Annotated in this window: 14 protein-coding genes and 1 other RNA gene; 8 read left to right on the top strand and 7 right to left on the bottom strand. The window is 72.4% G+C overall.

Annotated elements, in window-relative coordinates:
* Positions 1 to 378 precede the first annotated feature (378 nt).
* The 4 genes from HGB44_RS21030 to HGB44_RS21015 all read left to right on the top strand — a co-directional run bounded on the left by HGB44_RS21030 (position 379) and on the right by HGB44_RS21015 (position 3692).
* Positions 379 to 789 carry a DUF3307 domain-containing protein gene (locus tag HGB44_RS21030; RefSeq protein ID WP_061082372.1) on the top strand — a complete coding sequence of 137 codons (411 nt, stop codon included), beginning with the start codon at positions 379 to 381 and terminating at the stop codon, positions 787 to 789.
* 204 nt (positions 790 to 993) lie between these two features.
* Positions 994 to 2403 (top strand): replication initiator, encoded by a 1410-nt coding sequence (locus tag HGB44_RS21025; RefSeq protein WP_061082373.1) that lies wholly within the window; start codon positions 994 to 996, stop codon positions 2401 to 2403.
* A complete protein-coding gene (locus HGB44_RS21020) occupies positions 2400 to 2576 on the top strand; it encodes a helix-turn-helix transcriptional regulator (protein ID WP_061082374.1) in 177 nt (58 codons plus the stop codon). The genes HGB44_RS21025 and HGB44_RS21020 overlap by 4 nt, the downstream gene beginning before the upstream one ends.
* 9 nt (positions 2577 to 2585) lie before the next feature.
* Positions 2586 to 3692, top strand: a complete 1107-nt coding sequence (locus tag HGB44_RS21015) for a tyrosine-type recombinase/integrase (RefSeq protein ID WP_061082375.1) — start codon at positions 2586 to 2588, stop codon at positions 3690 to 3692.
* Positions 3693 to 3763: 71 nt separating this feature from the next.
* On the opposite strand, the gene rnpB is transcribed toward HGB44_RS21015, so the two are convergent.
* From rnpB to HGB44_RS20990, 5 genes are all read right to left on the bottom strand, one after another.
* An RNA gene (gene rnpB, locus HGB44_RS21010) (RNase P RNA component class A) lies at positions 3764 to 4149 on the bottom strand.
* Positions 4150 to 4201: 52 nt separating this feature from the next.
* Positions 4202 to 4843, bottom strand: coding sequence for a histidine phosphatase family protein (locus HGB44_RS21005; protein WP_061082376.1), 642 nt, complete (start codon positions 4841 to 4843; stop codon positions 4202 to 4204).
* Entirely contained in the window at positions 4840 to 5601 is a 762-nt protein-coding gene (locus HGB44_RS21000; protein WP_061082377.1) for a zinc ribbon domain-containing protein, read from the bottom strand. The genes HGB44_RS21005 and HGB44_RS21000 overlap by 4 nt, the downstream gene beginning before the upstream one ends.
* A 98-nt stretch (positions 5602 to 5699) precedes the next feature.
* Positions 5700 to 6563 carry a Nif3-like dinuclear metal center hexameric protein gene (locus HGB44_RS20995; RefSeq protein ID WP_061082378.1) on the bottom strand — a complete coding sequence of 288 codons (864 nt, stop codon included), beginning with the start codon at positions 6561 to 6563 and terminating at the stop codon, positions 5700 to 5702.
* A 36-nt stretch (positions 6564 to 6599) separates the two neighbouring features.
* Complete coding sequence (locus HGB44_RS20990; RefSeq protein WP_061082379.1) at positions 6600 to 7562, bottom strand: helix-turn-helix transcriptional regulator; 963 nt, start codon at positions 7560 to 7562, stop codon at positions 6600 to 6602.
* A gap of 62 nt (positions 7563 to 7624) precedes the next feature.
* On the opposite strand from HGB44_RS20990, the gene HGB44_RS20985 reads away from it, so the two are divergent.
* Together HGB44_RS20985 and HGB44_RS20980 are read left to right on the top strand one after the other, a co-directional pair.
* Positions 7625 to 9028 (top strand): FAD-binding oxidoreductase, encoded by a 1404-nt coding sequence (locus HGB44_RS20985; protein WP_210751942.1) that lies wholly within the window; start codon positions 7625 to 7627, stop codon positions 9026 to 9028.
* A gap of 144 nt (positions 9029 to 9172) precedes the next feature.
* Complete coding sequence (locus tag HGB44_RS20980) at positions 9173 to 10036, top strand: deoxyribonuclease IV (RefSeq protein WP_061082381.1); 864 nt, start codon at positions 9173 to 9175, stop codon at positions 10034 to 10036.
* A gap of 28 nt (positions 10037 to 10064) precedes the next feature.
* On the opposite strand, the gene HGB44_RS20975 is transcribed toward HGB44_RS20980, so the two are convergent.
* Both HGB44_RS20975 and HGB44_RS20970 read right to left on the bottom strand, forming a co-directional pair.
* Positions 10065 to 10733 carry a transcriptional regulator gene (locus HGB44_RS20975; RefSeq protein ID WP_061082382.1) on the bottom strand — a complete coding sequence of 223 codons (669 nt, stop codon included), beginning with the start codon at positions 10731 to 10733 and terminating at the stop codon, positions 10065 to 10067.
* A gap of 109 nt (positions 10734 to 10842) precedes the next feature.
* A complete protein-coding gene (locus HGB44_RS20970; protein ID WP_061082383.1) occupies positions 10843 to 12144 on the bottom strand; it encodes an MFS transporter in 1302 nt (433 codons plus the stop codon).
* 229 nt (positions 12145 to 12373) lie between these two features.
* On the opposite strand from HGB44_RS20970, the gene HGB44_RS20965 reads away from it, so the two are divergent.
* Positions 12374 to 12724, top strand: coding sequence for a hypothetical protein (locus HGB44_RS20965; RefSeq protein ID WP_061082384.1), 351 nt, complete (start codon positions 12374 to 12376; stop codon positions 12722 to 12724).
* 424 nt (positions 12725 to 13148) lie between these two features.
* Complete coding sequence (locus HGB44_RS20960; RefSeq protein ID WP_231972564.1) at positions 13149 to 15551, top strand: Tex family protein; 2403 nt, start codon at positions 13149 to 13151, stop codon at positions 15549 to 15551.
* Positions 15552 to 15561: the final 10 nt, after the last annotated feature.

Here is a 15561-nt window from a genome sequence, read left to right as displayed (position 1 = left end):
CGCCACTGCGGACACCCGGTCAGCTACAGCGGCCCCCTCGGCACCGTTCCGGAGCGCTGCTACAGCTGCCCCAAGTCGGCCTAGAACCCGCCCGGCCATCCGGTTGATGGCCATGCCGCCCTACGGGGCGGTGTGGGGACCAACCGGGTCCGCCTGAAACGAACAGGAGGCTCTTCATGGGACGGCTGGAAATCTGTAGCAACTGCGGTGACCTGGTCTATCGCGACGGCACGTCCGACTACCACCCGGACCAGTGCCCCAGTGCCTGAGACCAAGTCCGGGGTGCGGCGCTGCTTCCACACACCCGCCGCACCCCGGTTCACCTACCCAACGAACCCAACACGCGAATGCAAGGAACGAAAGGGGCTCGATCAGCCTATGACATCCCACGCCTTCCCCGCCGTGCTCGCCGCGATGACGGCCGCGCACCACGTGGGTGACTACCTGCTCCAAAACGACCACCAGGCCCAGCACAAGATGGAGTCCTGGACCGCGAACCAGGCGCACGTAGCGACCTACCACTTGGCCCAGCTCGCCGCTGTCGGCCTCACCTCCCGCGTCCTGGGGCTGCGGCTCTCCCCGGCCCGGCTGGCCGCCGGGGTCGCGGTGTCCTGGGTGACGCACTCGGTGATCGACCGCCGCTGGCCGGTGCGCTGGTGGATGACCCGCACCGGCTCCAAGGGCTTCTACGAGGCCGGGGGCGCTCCGCACGTGGACCAGGCCATGCACCACGCCGCCCTGTTCGCCTCTGCGCTCATCGCCACCAGCGGCTCCCAGGACGCCCGATGAGGTGCCCGAACTGCCACGGCAACGACATGACCGAATACAGCTACGACGGTGGCAAGACCGTCACCGGCTACGAGTGCCGCGACTGCGAGCAGACGTGGTGACCTCCGCACACCTGTAACCCCTTCTCCTGGCCCCGGCGACGGCCCTGCTTCCACAACACCAGCCGCGCCGGGGCCTCACCTATCCACGAAAGGCCTCTTCGCCATGCCCGAACCCGAACACATCGGTGGTCTTCTCGGCCCCGCCCTGGCCCGCATCACCGCCCTGGACGAGAACCACCTCGACCGGTGGATCACCCGCACCCGTGCCCTGCGCGGCTGCGCCTGCCCCGTGCGCCTGACCGGCGAGACCACCCGTGTGAACGCCTCCACCGGGGAACTGCTCTCGCGCTACTCCACCGCCACCGAACCCGGCAACGAACTGCTCATGCGGTGCAAGAACCGCCGGGCCTCGCGCTGCCCCTCCTGCTCGGAGGAGTACCGGGCCGACACCTACCACCTGGTCAAGGCCGGAATCGTCGGCGGGGACAAGGGCGTGCCCACATCGGTCGGCGTGCACCCCCGGGCCTTCGTTACCCTGACCGCTCCCTCCTTCGGGGCGGTCCACCGTGGCCCCGGCAAGGACGGCCGCACCCGGGTGTGCCACCCTCGCCGCACCGGTGCGGCCTGCTTCACCCACCACCGCGCCGAAGACCCCCTCATCGGCCAGCCGCTCGACCCGGCCGCCTACGACTACGTCGGTCACGTGCTCTGGCACGCCCACACCGGGGAGTTGTGGCGGCGCTTCACCCTGTACCTGCGCAACCACCTCGCCTCGGCCGCCGAGCTCTCGCGCACGGCCTTCGCCAAGCGGGTGCGCATCTCCTACGCCAAGGTCGCGGAGTTCCAGTCCCGAGGCGCGGTGCACTTCCACGCCGTGATCCGGCTGGACGGCTACACCAAGGACCCCACCGGCTGGCCGCCGCCTCCGGTGTGGGCCAGCATGGACATGCTCACCGCCGCCGTGGACTCGGCCGCCCGCACGGTCTCGCTCACCTCTCCTGAGATCAACGGCCGCACCTGGACTCTGGCGTGGGGTGAGCAGGTGGACGTGCGCCCCATCGAGGACTTCGGCCCCGACCGGGCGCTGACGGACACGGCCGTGGCCGGGTACATCGCCAAGTACGCCACCAAGGCCGCTGAGGACACCGGCACCCTGGACCGGCGTATCCACGACATCGACCACGTGGACATGACGCAGGTGCGCGCGCACGCGGGCAAGCTCATCTACACCTGCTGGCGTCTTGGTAACACGCGCCTGTACCCCCAGCTCGAAGACCTCAAGCTGCGCCAGTGGGCGCACATGCTCGGGTTCCGGGGCCACTTCTCCACCAAGTCCCGGCGCTACTCCACCACCCTGGGCAAGCTGCGTCAGGTGCGCTCTGACTACGCCGCCGGACGCCCATGGGACACCGAGACCTTCACCCCGCTCGTGGTCCAGGGCGAAGAGGATTCGACGCTGACCCTGGGCAACTGGCACTACCTCGGGCAGGGCCTCACCCCGGGAGAGTGGGCGCTGGCGTCCATGGTCGCCGGGATGGGCCGCTCCACCGAAGACGCGGGGGCGGCTCGATGAAGACCCTCGACCGGCTGTGGACCCTGGACGAAACCGCGGCCTACCTCGGCGTCCCCACCAAGACCCTCTACCAGTGGCGCTACCTGCGCACCGGACCACCGTCCCACCGCGTCGGCCGCCACGTCCGCTACGAACCGACCGAGGTCCGCGCCTGGGTCCTGGAACAGGACTGAGGTGCACTGATGGCTCGTGTGCGAGACCTATGGAAGACACGCGACGGCAAGAAGACCACGCGTTACGGCAAGGGCAAGCGCTACCTAGCTGTGTGGATGGGCCCGGACGGGAAGGAGGCCACGGAGGCCTTTCGCCGCAAGATCGACGCGGAGAACCACGGTTCGGTCATGGAGGCGGACCGGCTCCGAGGGGTCTACGTGGACCCTCGGGCAGGCCGGATCACACTTAGCGAGTACGCGGAGACGCGCTGGCTGCCCCAGTTGGTGCATGTCAGCGAGAACACCCGCGAGACGTACGATCGGCACCTTCGACACCGGGTCTACGCGGCGTTCGGCGGTCGTGAGGTCGGGAGCATCACACGGGCTGACGCCAAGTCCTTCGTGGCTCGGATGACGGCTGACCCAGGGCTGTCGGCGAGTACGGTGCACACGGCGTTCGCGACACTGCGCATCCTGATGCAGGCCGCCGTGGATGACGAGATCATCACCGCTAATCCGTGCTCGCGGGTGAAGCTTCCCAAGCTCAGTGACCGGGTGATCGACCCGCTTCCGGTGAATGCGGTCCTCGCCCTGGCGGAGGAGATCAGTCCGCGCTACCGCGTGGCGGTCTTCCTCGGTGCTGGTGCCGGGCTGCGACGTGGTGAAGCGCTCGGCCTCACGGTTCCGCGGATCAACTTCACCAAGCGCCATGTGGACGTGCGCCTCCAGGCGCAGAAGGGCAAGCTCGTGGAACTCAAGACGAAGTACTCCCGGCGCATGGTGCCCGTTGACGACCTGGTGCTCGAAGAGGTCCAGCGGCACATGGAGCTCTACGAACCGGCACCGGGACAAGTACTGATCAGCAACACCTGGAAGGCTGTGGCCAAGCCCTCCGCCTTCAACTCGGCCTGGTCCAAGGCGGTCGCCAAGGCTGGCCTTCCCCAGGGCACGCGCTTCCACGATCTGAGGCACTTCTACGCCTCGGCGCTCATCGCCGCCGGAGTGAACCCGAAGGCCATCCAACACCGGATGGGGCACGCCTCGATCACGGAAACCTTCGACACCTACGGGCACCTGTTCCCCGATCACGAGGAACTCGGGCGCGGAGCGATCGACCTGCTCTTGCGCTCCGGCTGATCCGCAGTCCGGAACAGAACCGGAACACGGCCGTCTCCCCCGCGCTGCGCGCCTGGTCAGGAGGGTGTGTGAGGGGGAGTCGGCCGGTAAGCCGGATTCTGTCGGTTCCGAGGAACCGGGCGGCCATCCATCTGGGACCGCCGTTGCCGACGGCCTCGGTGCGGTCTACCCGCGGACTCGGGCGGGCCGCCCTCGAACATCCGCGCGGGAACCCGGAGGTTCCCTTTTTGACCTTGCTCCGGGTGGGGTTTACCGAGCCGACCGGATCACTCCGGCCGCTGGTGGTCTCTTACACCACCGTTTCACCCTTACCACCGCGAGCGGTGGCGGTCTGCTTTCTGTGGCACTGTCCCGCGGGTCACCCCGGGTCGGTGTTACCGACCACCCTGCCCTGTGGAGTCCGGACTTTCCTCGAACACGCGCACCAGGCGCGGTCCGCGACCGCCTGGCCGACTCCCCTCGCCGCCCATTCTACGCCCGCCGCAGCGGCCTCGTCCCCCCTCGAACCCTCACACCAGGTGGGCGGTGTCGTTGAGGGAGCGCACCACCATGGGCCCGTCGGCGAACACGTCCACCTCGGTCAGGCACGCGGTGTCCAGGTGCATCCGGTACAGCGCCTCCACCGGGGCGAGGAGGGCCTGCTGCACCACCGCCTTGATGGGGGTCACGTGGGTGACCACCAGGACGGTGCGCCCCCGGTGCCGTTCGACCAGGGCCCGGCGGGCGGCGGCCACCCTGCGGGACGCCGCGGCGAAGCTCTCCCCGCCGGGCGGCGCCGTCTCCGGGTCGGCCAGCCACCGGTCCACCTCGGCCGGGGCCTGCGCCCGCGCCTCGGCGAACGTCATCCCCTCCCAGACGCCGAAGTCGGTCTCGACGAACCCCTCGTCGATCTCCACCGGCAGCCCGAGCGCCTCGGCGGCGTGGGCCGCGGTGTCCCTGGTGCGTCGCAGCGGCGAGGACACCACCGCGTCGAACGGCCGCGGGGCCAGGCGGCACGCTGCCGCCTTGGCCTGCGCGTGCCCGTCCTCGGTCAGCGGGATGTCGCCCCGGCCCGCGAAACGGCGCTCCACCGACAGCGGCGTCTGCCCGTGCCGCAGCAGGACGAGCCGGGTCGGTGCGGTGTCGGGCGGCGCCCCCCAGCCGGTGCTCACTGCTCGGTCCGGCCGCCCAGACCCGACTCCTCGGTACGGACCAGGATGCGGCGGCAGTCCTCGCAGCGCACGACCTCGTCGGCGGCCTGGGCGCGGATCTCGTTGAGCTCGACGGTGCTCAGCGCGAGCTTGCAGCCCCCGCAGCGGCCGTAGCGCAGCGGCGCCGCGCCCACGCCGTCGTACTGGGCGCGCATCTTGTCGTAGAGGGCGAGCAGGTCGGCGGGGATCTCCTCGGCCACGCGCTCGCGGTCCTGGGTGGCCCGGGTGCGGTCCCACTGGATCCCGGCGGCGGCGGTGTCGCGGCGGGCCACCACCTCGGTGTGCTCGGCCACGACCCGCTCGCGCTCGGCGGTCAGGCGGGCCACCTCGGCGTTGAGCTCCTCGGCGCGCTCCATCACCTCCAGGACGATCTCCTCCAGCTCGGCCTGGCGGCGGCCCAGCGAGGTGATCTCCGACTGGAGGTTCTGCAGTTCCTTGGCGTTGGTGATCTGCCCGGACTCCAGGCGCCTGGCGTCCCGGTCGGCGCGCGTGCGCACCTGGTCGACGTCGCTCTCGGCCTTGCGCTGCTGGCGTTCGACGTCGGATACCCCGGTCTGGGCGGTGATCAGCTCGCTGTCGATCTGGTCCACCCGCTCCTTGAGCCGGGCCGCCTCGGCGACCTCGGGCAGGGTACGCGCGCGGTGGTCCAGGCGCTGGAGGTCGGTGTCCAGGTCCTGGAGGGTGAGGAGTCTGGCCTGTGCGGCGGGTTCGGCTTTCACGTGTGACGTCTCCTGTGATGGCTGGGGAGGGCGAGTACGCCGCCCGCGCTCTGCTCTGTCCAGTTTGGTCGGCGACCCGGCGGGGCCTGTGGGCTCTCTCAGACGTGTGAGACGGCCTGTGACCAGGCGTCCGTGACCGTCGTCGAGACACGGACCTCCACGTTAGCCCCATCCGGGCCGCCCGCGCGCCCGAGCGCGTCGACCAGGTGGCGCGCACCGTCGGCCAGCCAGGGCCACTCGCTGGCGAAGTGGGCGGTGTCGACCAGGGCGGGGCCGCCCGGGTCCTCCACGAACTCCGAGGCGGGGTGGTGGCGCAGGTCGGAGGTGACGAACACGTCCACGTCGGCGGCCCGGGCCGCGCCGAGCAGGGAGTCCCCCGCTCCCCCGGACACCGCGACCGTGCTCACGAGGCGGTCCGCGTCCCCCGCCACACGGATCCCGGCGGCGGTGGCGGGCAGCCCTCGGGCCACCTGCTCGGCGAACTCGCGCAGGAGCACCGGCCGGTCCAGGGCGCCGATCCGGCCGATCCCGCGGCGCCCCTCGGGGTCGGTGGCGTCGGGGTCCAGGGGCCGCAGCGGCCCGGTGAGGCCGACCGCGCGGGCCAGCGCGTCGGACACGCCGGGCGAGGCGGTGTCGGCGTTGGTGTGCGCGGTGTACAGGGCGGTGCCCGACCGGATGAGCCGGTGCACGATCCGCCCCTTGGGGGTGTTGGCGGCCACGCTGGTGACACCGCGCAGCATCAGCGGGTGGTGGGTGATGATCAGGTCGGCGCCCCAGGTCAGGGCCTCGTCGACGACCGCGTCGACCGGGTCGACGGCGAACAGGACCCGCGCGACCGGCTGCGCGGGATCGCCCGCCACCAGCCCGACCGCGTCCCAGGAGGCGGCCCACGCGGGCGGATAGACCCGCTCGAAGGCGGCGGTCACGTCGGACAGGGTCAGGTGCGCGGAATCGGTGTTCACGGCCCCGACCCTAGCGCTCCTCCGGCCGACCGCGGTTCACGGCGGGTCCAGGCACGCGCCGATCCCCCGCAGGCGCTCGGTGACCTCGGGCGGGGCCTCCAGGACGAAGGGGGCGCCGAGGGCCAGGACCGCCGCCGTGTACTGGCACACCAGGTCGAGGGAGTCGGCGCTGATCCGGATCCGGCAGCGGTGGCCGTCCAGCGGCTCGACCCGGCCGGGCAGGGGGCCGTGGAAGCGGGTGTGGAAGGCCTCGGCGGACAGTTCCAGGACGATGTGCGCGGTGTGGCTGTAGACACCCGCGGCGAAGAGGCGGGTGAGGAAGGCCGCCGGGTCGGGCGCGGGCAGCGGCCTCGGTTCGAACCGCCGGTGGGTGGGCCGCGGGCCGCTGACGCGGTCCACCCGGAAGGTGCGCCAGTCGTCGCGGTCGGAGTCGTGCGCGACCAGGTACCAGTGCCCGCCGTGGGAGACCAGGTGGTGCGGCTCGACCCGGCGTTCGCGGGCGTTGCCCTCACGGTCGCGGTAGTCGAAGTCGGTGACGGCGAGGTCGCGGCAGGAGGAGGCCAGCACCCCCAGGACGGAGGGGTCCACACCGGGGACGTCGGGGTGGGGCACCGCGCTGGCGGCCCCGCCCACGGCCGCCAGCCTCGGGCGCAGGCGGGCGGGCAGGACGCGCTCGAGCTTGGCCAGGGCGCGCAGCGCGCTGTCCTGGACCCCGGTCGCGGTGACCAGGCCCAGGGCGATCGCGACGGCCTCCTCGTCGTCCAGCAGCAGCGGGGGCAGGTCCCTCCCGGAGGCCAGGCGGTAACCTCCCGCCGCCCCGGGCGTGCCCTCCACCTGGTAGTCGAGCCCGCGCAGCCGTTCGACGTCGCGGCGCAGTGTACGGGCGCTGACGCCGAGCCGCTCGGTGAGCTCCGCGCCGCTCCACTCGCGCCTGACCTGGAGCAGCGACAGCAGCCGCAGCAGCCGCTGCGGCATCTCCCCGCGTACGGATCCGCCCATGGACGCAGACTGCCAGAGATCGCGGCCGTGTTGTGACCGCATGGGTTCCTACGGTGGCCGACATGGACGAGACCACGAGCGCCAAGAACACGACGAGTGACACGGACATGCTGGAGGACCTGACCGGACGGGTGAGCGGGCCGGTGCACGCGCCCGGGACCGACGCCTACGACGGGGCCCGCACGGGAATGCAGCTACTGGACCGGCACCGGCCCGACGCCGTGGTGGAGGCGGTCGGCGCCCAGGACGTGCGCGCCGCCGTGGCCTGGGCGTCCGAACGGGGGCTGCGGGTGTCGGCCCAGCTCACCGGGCACGGACTCGGCGCGGGCATGGTGGGCGGCGTCCTCGTCGCCACCCACCGCCTGAACGGAGTGCGGGTGGACCCCGAACAGGGCACGGCGTGGGTGGAGGCCGGGGCCACCTGGCGGATGGTCGTCGAGGCGGCCGCCGGGCACGGGTTGGCACCCCTGTCGGGCAGCTCGCCGGAGGTGGGCGCGGTCTCCTACGCACTCGGCGGCGGGGTGGGACTGCTGGCCCGCCGGTACGGGTTCGCCGCCGACCACGTGCGGCGCGTGGACCTGGTCACCGCCGACGGACGCCTCCGGCAGATCACCGAGGTCAGCGACCCGGACCTGTTCTGGGCGGTGCGCGGCGGCGGCGCGGGCGCGTTCGGCGTGGTCACCGGCATGGAGATCGACCTGTTCCCGGTTCCGCGGATCTACGGCGGAAGCCTGCTCCTGGACGCCGGCGCCGAACCGGGCGCGCTGGAGACCTGGCGGCGGTGGGCCGAGACGGTGCCCGAGGAGATGACCTCGGGGGCCTCCCTCATGGTCTACCCGGACATGGCGGGCGTGCCCGAGCCGATGCGCGGGCGCCAGGTGGCCCAGGTGTCGGTGGCCTGGTCGGGCCCCGTCGAGGAGGGGGCGAAGGTGGTGGAGCCGCTGCGCTCGGCCGCCCCGGTGCTGGCGGACACCCTGCGCGAGCTGCCCTACGGCGAGTCGGGCGCGGTCTTCGACGAGCACCACGACCAGGCGGGTTTCCGCGGCCGCAGCGTGCTGGTGGACCGGCTGGACGGGGAGGCGCTGGCCGAGCTGGCCCGGATGACGGGCGAGGCGCCGTTCTTCTGCGTGGTCTGGCTGCGCCACCTGGGCGGGGCGCTGGCCCGGGAGCCGCGGGTCGCCAACGCGGTCGGGCACCGGGGCGCCGCCTACGCGCTGACGGTCCTGACCTTCGCCGAGGCCGAGGACACCGAGGGGATGCGCGACCTGCGCGAGCGGGCCGCGGCGCTGTTCGAGCCGCACACGGTGGGCCGCTCGTTCACGCTGGGCTTCGGGCCGATGGACGAGGCCGAGGTCCGCGAGGCCTTCGACGAGCGCGACCACGCGCGGCTCGCCCGGGTCAAGGCCGAGTACGACCCGCGCGCGGTGTTCCACTCCAACCGGCCGATCCCGCCCGGGGGCTGGTGACCCGGCCGAAACCGCACCGGAACCGTCGCCGGGGTCGGGCGGACCGGACGGCGGCCGCCCCCCTCCGCCCGTCCCCAGTGGGCGGACCGGTGTGAGCACCGGCACGGACGGGAGGCTCCGACCGGCCTCTAGGCTTGTTGGGCTATGGAGAAGAGCGAGCAGCAGCGGCCCCCGTCCCCGGTCGGCGCACACGTCCCGGTCGCGGGCGGCATGGCCGACAAGGGCCTGGCCTACGCCGAGGAGATCGGCGCCGAGACCGTCCAGGTCTTCGTGTCCAACCCGCGCGGGTGGGCGACCAACGGGGGCGACCCCGTGCAGGACGCGCGGATGCGCGAGCGCACCGACCTGCCCGTGTTCGTGCACGCCCCCTACCTGATCAACCTGGGCACCCCCAGCGAGGAGACCGCCGAGAAGTCGGTGCGCTCCCTGGAGCACGCGCTGCGCCGATCGGCCCAGATCGACGCGCTGGGCGTGGTCGTGCACACCGGCTCGGCCGTCTCCGGCGGACGCGAGGTCGGCCTGTCGCGCACCCGCGAACGGCTGATGCCGCTGCTGGAGAGGCTGGGCGAGGACGTGCCGCCGGTGCTGCTGGAGCCGATGGCCGGTCAGGGCCAGGTGCTGTGCGCGACCATCGACGACCTGGCAGCCTACCTGGAGGTGCTGGAGTGGCACCCGCGCGTGGGCGTGTGCCTGGACACCGCGCACATGTTCGCCGCCGGGCACGACATCTCCACGGTGGAGGGCATGCGCGCGGCCCTGGACCGCTTCGGCGAGGCGGTCGGCGCCGACCGGCTGAAGGTCGTGCACTGCAACGACTCCAAGGCCGCGTGCGGCAGCTGCAGGGACCGGCACGAGAACATCGGCGCCGGGCACATCGGCGCGGAGCCGTTCGGCGAGCTCTTCCGCCACCCGGTGAGCGCCGGGGTGCCGCTCGTCCTGGAGACCCCGGGCCCGGCCGGTCCGCACGCCGCCGACGTGGCCGCGCTCAAGAGGCTGCGCGGAGCCTGAGCAGCGCCGGAGAAGCCGCCACGCACCCTCACAGCCAGCCCCCCTCGGCGGCGGTCCCGTCCGACCTGTTCTCCGCCTCGGGCAGGACCGGGAAGAGGGCGGTGTCCACCTGGACGACGTCGGTGTCGGGGTGGCTCTCGGGGGTCCGCCCCTGGAAGCGTTTCCCCCAGGAGCTGAGGAAGTCGTTGAGCGCGTCGGCGAACTCGGCCGCCTCCTCCGGGGTCATCCGGGCGTGGCTCGTGGAGTCGTTGGCGGCGTCCTTCCAGCGCCGTACCGCGGGCAGGTCCGGGCTGTCACGGACCAGCGTGGCCCAGTCCCGGAACCGTTTCTGCTTCTGCTGGTAGAGACGGCCGAGGACGGCCTGGGCGGCGAGTCGGGTCTCGGGGTTGCTGAGGAACTCGTGCCCCGACATGCTCCAGCCGCCGGGCCGCATCCGCCACCAGCGCTCGCGTCCGCCCGCGCGACCGGGTTCGTTCTCGATGAACCCGTAGCGCGAGAGTTGGCGCAGGTGGTAGCTGGTGGCGCCGCTGCTCTCCCCCAGGCGCTGGCCCAGGATGGTGGCGGTGGCCGGGCCGTTGAGCCTGAGCTCGTCCAGCAGGCGGGCGCGCAGGGGATGGGCCAGCCCCCGCAGGGCCTGGGCGCTGACCCGCATCTGCTCATGGGAGTCGGAGGGGATGTCGGGGTCGTCGTCGGTCATGGCCCTCACCGTACTGCGGGAACCCTTCCGCAAACAGTTCGCTGCAAAGCTTTCTTGGCACTGCTGGCACACGTGTCGCCCTCCTGAGGTGCGGCGGGATCAGCGCTCGTCAGCGGTCGTCGGCGGCGGACGCGGCGGCCTCGTCGGACAGCCTCGCGCACTCGGCGACGGACCCGCGGAAGACCAGCGGTGTGACCACCATGACCAGCCCGCCGACCAGGAAGGGCAGGGCGAGGTCGATCCGGCCCAGCAGACCGCCCAGCAGCGCGCCGACCGGGGACAGTCCCCACCCGACCATGCGGAAGGCGGCGGCCGCCCGACCGCGCACGTGGGAGGGGACCACGGCCTGGAAGAACAGGGAACCGGACACGTTGGCCACCGTCAGGCACAGGCCCATCAGCCCCCAGGCGAGGGCGGCGGACCAGGCGTTGGGCGCCAGGCCCACCGCCAACAGGCACGCCCCCATCCCCAGGTAGCCGCCCATCATGGCCGTCCTGCGGCCGAGGCCCGCGACGAGCCGGGAGGCCAGCACCGCCCCCAGGACGCCTCCGACCGCGATCGACGCCAGGAAGAGCCCGTACAGGGCCGGGGGAACGCCCAGCACGTCCTGGGCGTAGAGGACCAGCACCGAGGTGGCCATCTGGCTGCCGATCATCATTCCGGCGTTGTTGAACGCCAGGCCCCGCGTCGGCGGCTGTCCGAAGACGTAGGCGAAGCCCTCCCGCAGGGAGCGCAGTACGCCCTGGCCGGACTCCGTGCCCTCACCGCCCTCCGTGGCGCCGGTGGGCCCGGCCGGGTCGGGAACGCGCCGCAGCATGAGGGCGACGGTCACCACGAGCACGGCGCACAGGGCGTAGGACAGGGCCGTCCCGGCCACGGGCAGGGCGGCGGCGACCGCGAAGAGCACCCCGGCGACGGGGGTGGCCACACAGTCCTGGGCGACCAGGCGGCCGCCCTCCAGCCTGCTGTTGGCGCGGTCCAGCAGGCGGCCGGGCACGATCCGCGACACGGTGATCCGGGTGACGGGGTCGGTGACCGTCTCACAGCAGATCACCACGAAGATCGTGGCGTACAGGGCCCAGAGGGTGGCGCCTCCGGTGGCGACCAGCACGGCCAGGGCGGTGACGGCGATCGCGGCGACCGTACTGGAGACCGTCATGGCGCGGAGGCGGTCGACCCGGTCCAGCAGCACGCCCGAGAACGGTGCGACGAGCAGCCAGGGCAGGAACCGCGCCACCACCAGCCCGGAGACGGCGAGCGGGTCGTGGGTGAGGGTGGCGGCGATCAGCGGCAGGGCGGTGGCGAGCATGCCGTCGCCGAGGTTGGTGAGGGTTCCGGCCGCCCAGAAGCGGTGGAAGACCCCGCCGAGGCGTTCGGTGCGCGGGGGTGCGGCGGAGGGTTCGGTTGCCATGGAGGTTCTCCTGGATTCGGGGTGCCACCACCGTAAGACAAAGCTTTCTTTGCAAAGATCCACGTGCAAACATTTCTCTGCATTACTTTCTGGAGCACCGCCGTCACATACCGCCAGGAACGCGGGAAAGGAACCTCCCCGCCACCGGAAGCCCGTCATGAGCGACAATGGAGGACGTACGCCCCGGGCTCCGGGGCGGGTTCCGGCTCAAGGAATGAGGTGTCGCCGGATGGATCCGGTCTCCATGGTCTTCGGAGCCACGATCGCTCTCGGCGGGTTCCTGTTCGGCCGCCTGCTGACCAAGCGCCAGACGAGGGAGGCGCTCGACCAGCAGCGCAGACAGGAACAGGCCAGGGCCCTGGGTTCGCCGCAGAACCCCCAGCCCCTCTGCGGATGCGGCCACCACCTGGTCTTCCACGACCAGCAGACCAAGAGGTGCCAGACCCAGGTGGTCATCCCCGGCCGCTGGACCGGACAGGCCAGCTCCACCTACCGCCAGTGCATGTGCCAGGGCTACCGGGGCCCGCTCCCCCTCGACGAGTACTACGCCCCCGACTACCTCAACGAGACCGACAGCTGACCCGGCACGGGCACCTCCCGTGCCCGCCGGCGGGGGTCGCGGCGCGGTTGTCCACAGGCGGTGACGGGGGCTGGCGCCGACCGGCCCCTTCGGCTTTCCTGGAAGCGGGGAACCCGGGCGCCGCCACCCCCGGGCTCCCTCGCCCCGACCGTCTCCGACCGCCTTCCCCGCCTCCGACCGCAGAGACCGGCCCCGTGCGCGGGGACCGTTCCGCCCCGTTCTTTGCGGAGCCGCCCCGCCGAAGGCCCCGCGCCGCGTCCGCCGCTCCCCGCGCGGGAGCCGACATGGGAGCGCGTACGAGAGCACCGCCACGGTGCGCGAACCTGGGACACGGGGCCAACGGGATGACAATGTCCTTCCCCGCCACCAGAATGTCCCCGCACCGAACAGCCAGAGAGTGGACGTTTAACCAGTGACGACGCCTGTGACACCCACGATCGACCAGCGCATCGCCGAGGAACTCGGAGTGGGCGCGCACCAGGTCACCGCCGCCGTCGGCCTGCTTGACAGCGGATCGACCGTGCCCTTCATCGCCCGTTACCGCAAGGAGGCCACCGGCGCGCTGGACGACGCCCAGCTGCGCGCCCTGGAGGAGCGCCTGCGCTACCTGCGTGAGCTGGCCGAACGCCGGACCGCGATCCTGGAGTCGATCCGTTCCCAGGGCAAGCTGGACGAGGCGCTGGAGGCCAGCATCCACGCGGCCGACTCCAAGGCCCGCCTGGAGGACATCTACCTCCCCTACAAGCCCAAGCGGCGCACCAAGGCCCAGATCGCCCGCGAGGCGGGGCTCGAACCACTGGCCGAGGGACTGCTGGCCGACCCCACCCAGGACCCCCAGGAGGCGGCCGCGGCCTACGTCGACCCCGAGAAGGAGGTGGCCGACGTCAAGGCCGCCCTGGACGGGGCCCGCGCCATCCTGGTGGAACGCTTCGCCGAGGACGCCGACCTCACCGGCGTCCTGCGCGAGCGGCTGTGGGAGAGGGGCCGTCTGGGCTCGGCCGTGCGCGAGGGCAAGGAGGAGTCGGGCGCCAAGTTCGCCGACTACTTCGCGTTCTCCGAGCCGCTCACCGAACTGCCCTCCCACCGCGTGCTGGCCATGTACCGGGGCGAGAAGGAGGAGGTCCTCACCCTCACCCTGGAGCCGGAGGACGCCCCGGCCGACAACCCCGACGGCACCACGCCCCGCAGCACCTACGAGAACGCCATCGCCCACCACTTCGGGATCGTGGACCGCGGCCGCCCCGCCGACCGCTGGCTCCAGGACACCGTGCGCTGGGGCTGGCGCACCCGCATCCTGGTGCGGCTGGACATCGACGTGCGCATGCGGCTGTGGCAGCGGGCCGAGGACGACGGCGTGAACGTGTTCGCCGCCAACCTTCGCGACCTGCTGCTGGCGGCCCCCGCCGGCAGCCGCGCCACCCTGGGTCTGGACCCGGGCCTGCGCACCGGTGTCAAGGTCGCGGTCACCGACGCCACCGGCAAGGTCGTGGCCACCGACACGGTGTTCCCGCACGCGCCCCGCCGCGACTGGGACGGCGCCATCCACAGCCTGGCCAGGCTGTGCGCCGCCCACGGCGTGGAACTGGTCGCGATCGGCAACGGCACCGCCTCCCGCGAGACCGACAAGCTCGCCGCCGACCTGATCAAGCTCCACCCCGAGCTCAAGCTCACCAAGGTGATGGTGTCGGAGGCGGGCGCGTCGGTGTACTCGGCCTCGGCCTACGCCTCCGAGGAACTGCCGGACCTGGACGTGTCGCTGCGCGGCGCCGCCTCCATCGCCCGCCGCCTCCAGGACCCGCTGGCCGAGCTGGTCAAGATCGACCCCAAGTCGATCGGGGTCGGCCAGTACCAGCACGACCTGGCCGAGACCAAGCTGTCGCGCTCCCTGGACGCGGTGGTCGAGGACTGCGTGAACGGCGTGGGCGTGGACGTCAACACCGCGTCGGTGCCGCTGCTGACCCGGGTGTCGGGCGTGACCTCCACCCTGGCGCGCAACATCGTCGCGCACCGCGACGCCAACGGCCCCTTCCGCACCCGCGAGGCGCTGCGCTCGGTGCCGCGCCTGGGCCCCAAGGCCTTCGAACAGTGCGCGGGCTTCCTGCGCGTGCCCGGCGGCGACGACCCGCTGGACGCCTCGGCGGTGCACCCGGAGGCCTACCCGGTGGTGCGGCGCATCCTGGACCGGGTGGGGACCGACCTGCCGTCGCTGATCGGCAACAAGGACCTGCTGTCGCGGGTGCGCCCCCAGGAGTTCGTGGACGACACCTTCGGCCTGCCCACGGTCACCGACATCCTCGCCGAGCTGGACAAGCCCGGCCGTGACCCGCGCCCGGCCTTCACCACCGCCACCTTCAAGGAGGGCGTGGAGAAGCTCCAGGACCTGACCCCGGGCATGCTCCTGGAGGGCGTGGTCACCAACGTGGCGGCTTTCGGCGCGTTCGTGGACGTGGGCGTGCACCAGGACGGCCTTGTGCACGTGTCGGCGCTGTCGTACAAGTTCGTGGAGGACCCCCGCGACGTGGTCAAGCCGGGCGACATCGTGAAGGTCAAGGTCCAGGACGTCGACATCCCGCGCAAGCGCATCTCCCTGACCATGCGCCTGGACGACGAGGCCCCCGCCCGCGGCGGCCGGGGCGGCCGCGAGGAGCGCGGCGGCAACGGCGACCGCGGCGGCAGCGACCGCCGCCGGGGCAGCGGCGGCGGTGGCGGCGGCCGTCGGAGCAACGGCAGCGGCGGTGGTGGCGGACGCGGCCGGGACAGCCGCGAGGGCGCCGCCCCGCAGGGCGCGATGGCCGAGGCGCTGCGCCGCGCCGGCCTGGGCAAGTAGCCCCCGGACC

The organism is Nocardiopsis alborubida (assembly GCF_012396365.1).
Taxonomy (GTDB): Bacteria; Actinomycetota; Actinomycetes; order Streptosporangiales; family Streptosporangiaceae; genus Nocardiopsis; species Nocardiopsis alborubida.
This window is presented reverse-complemented; position numbering and strand designations above follow the sequence as displayed.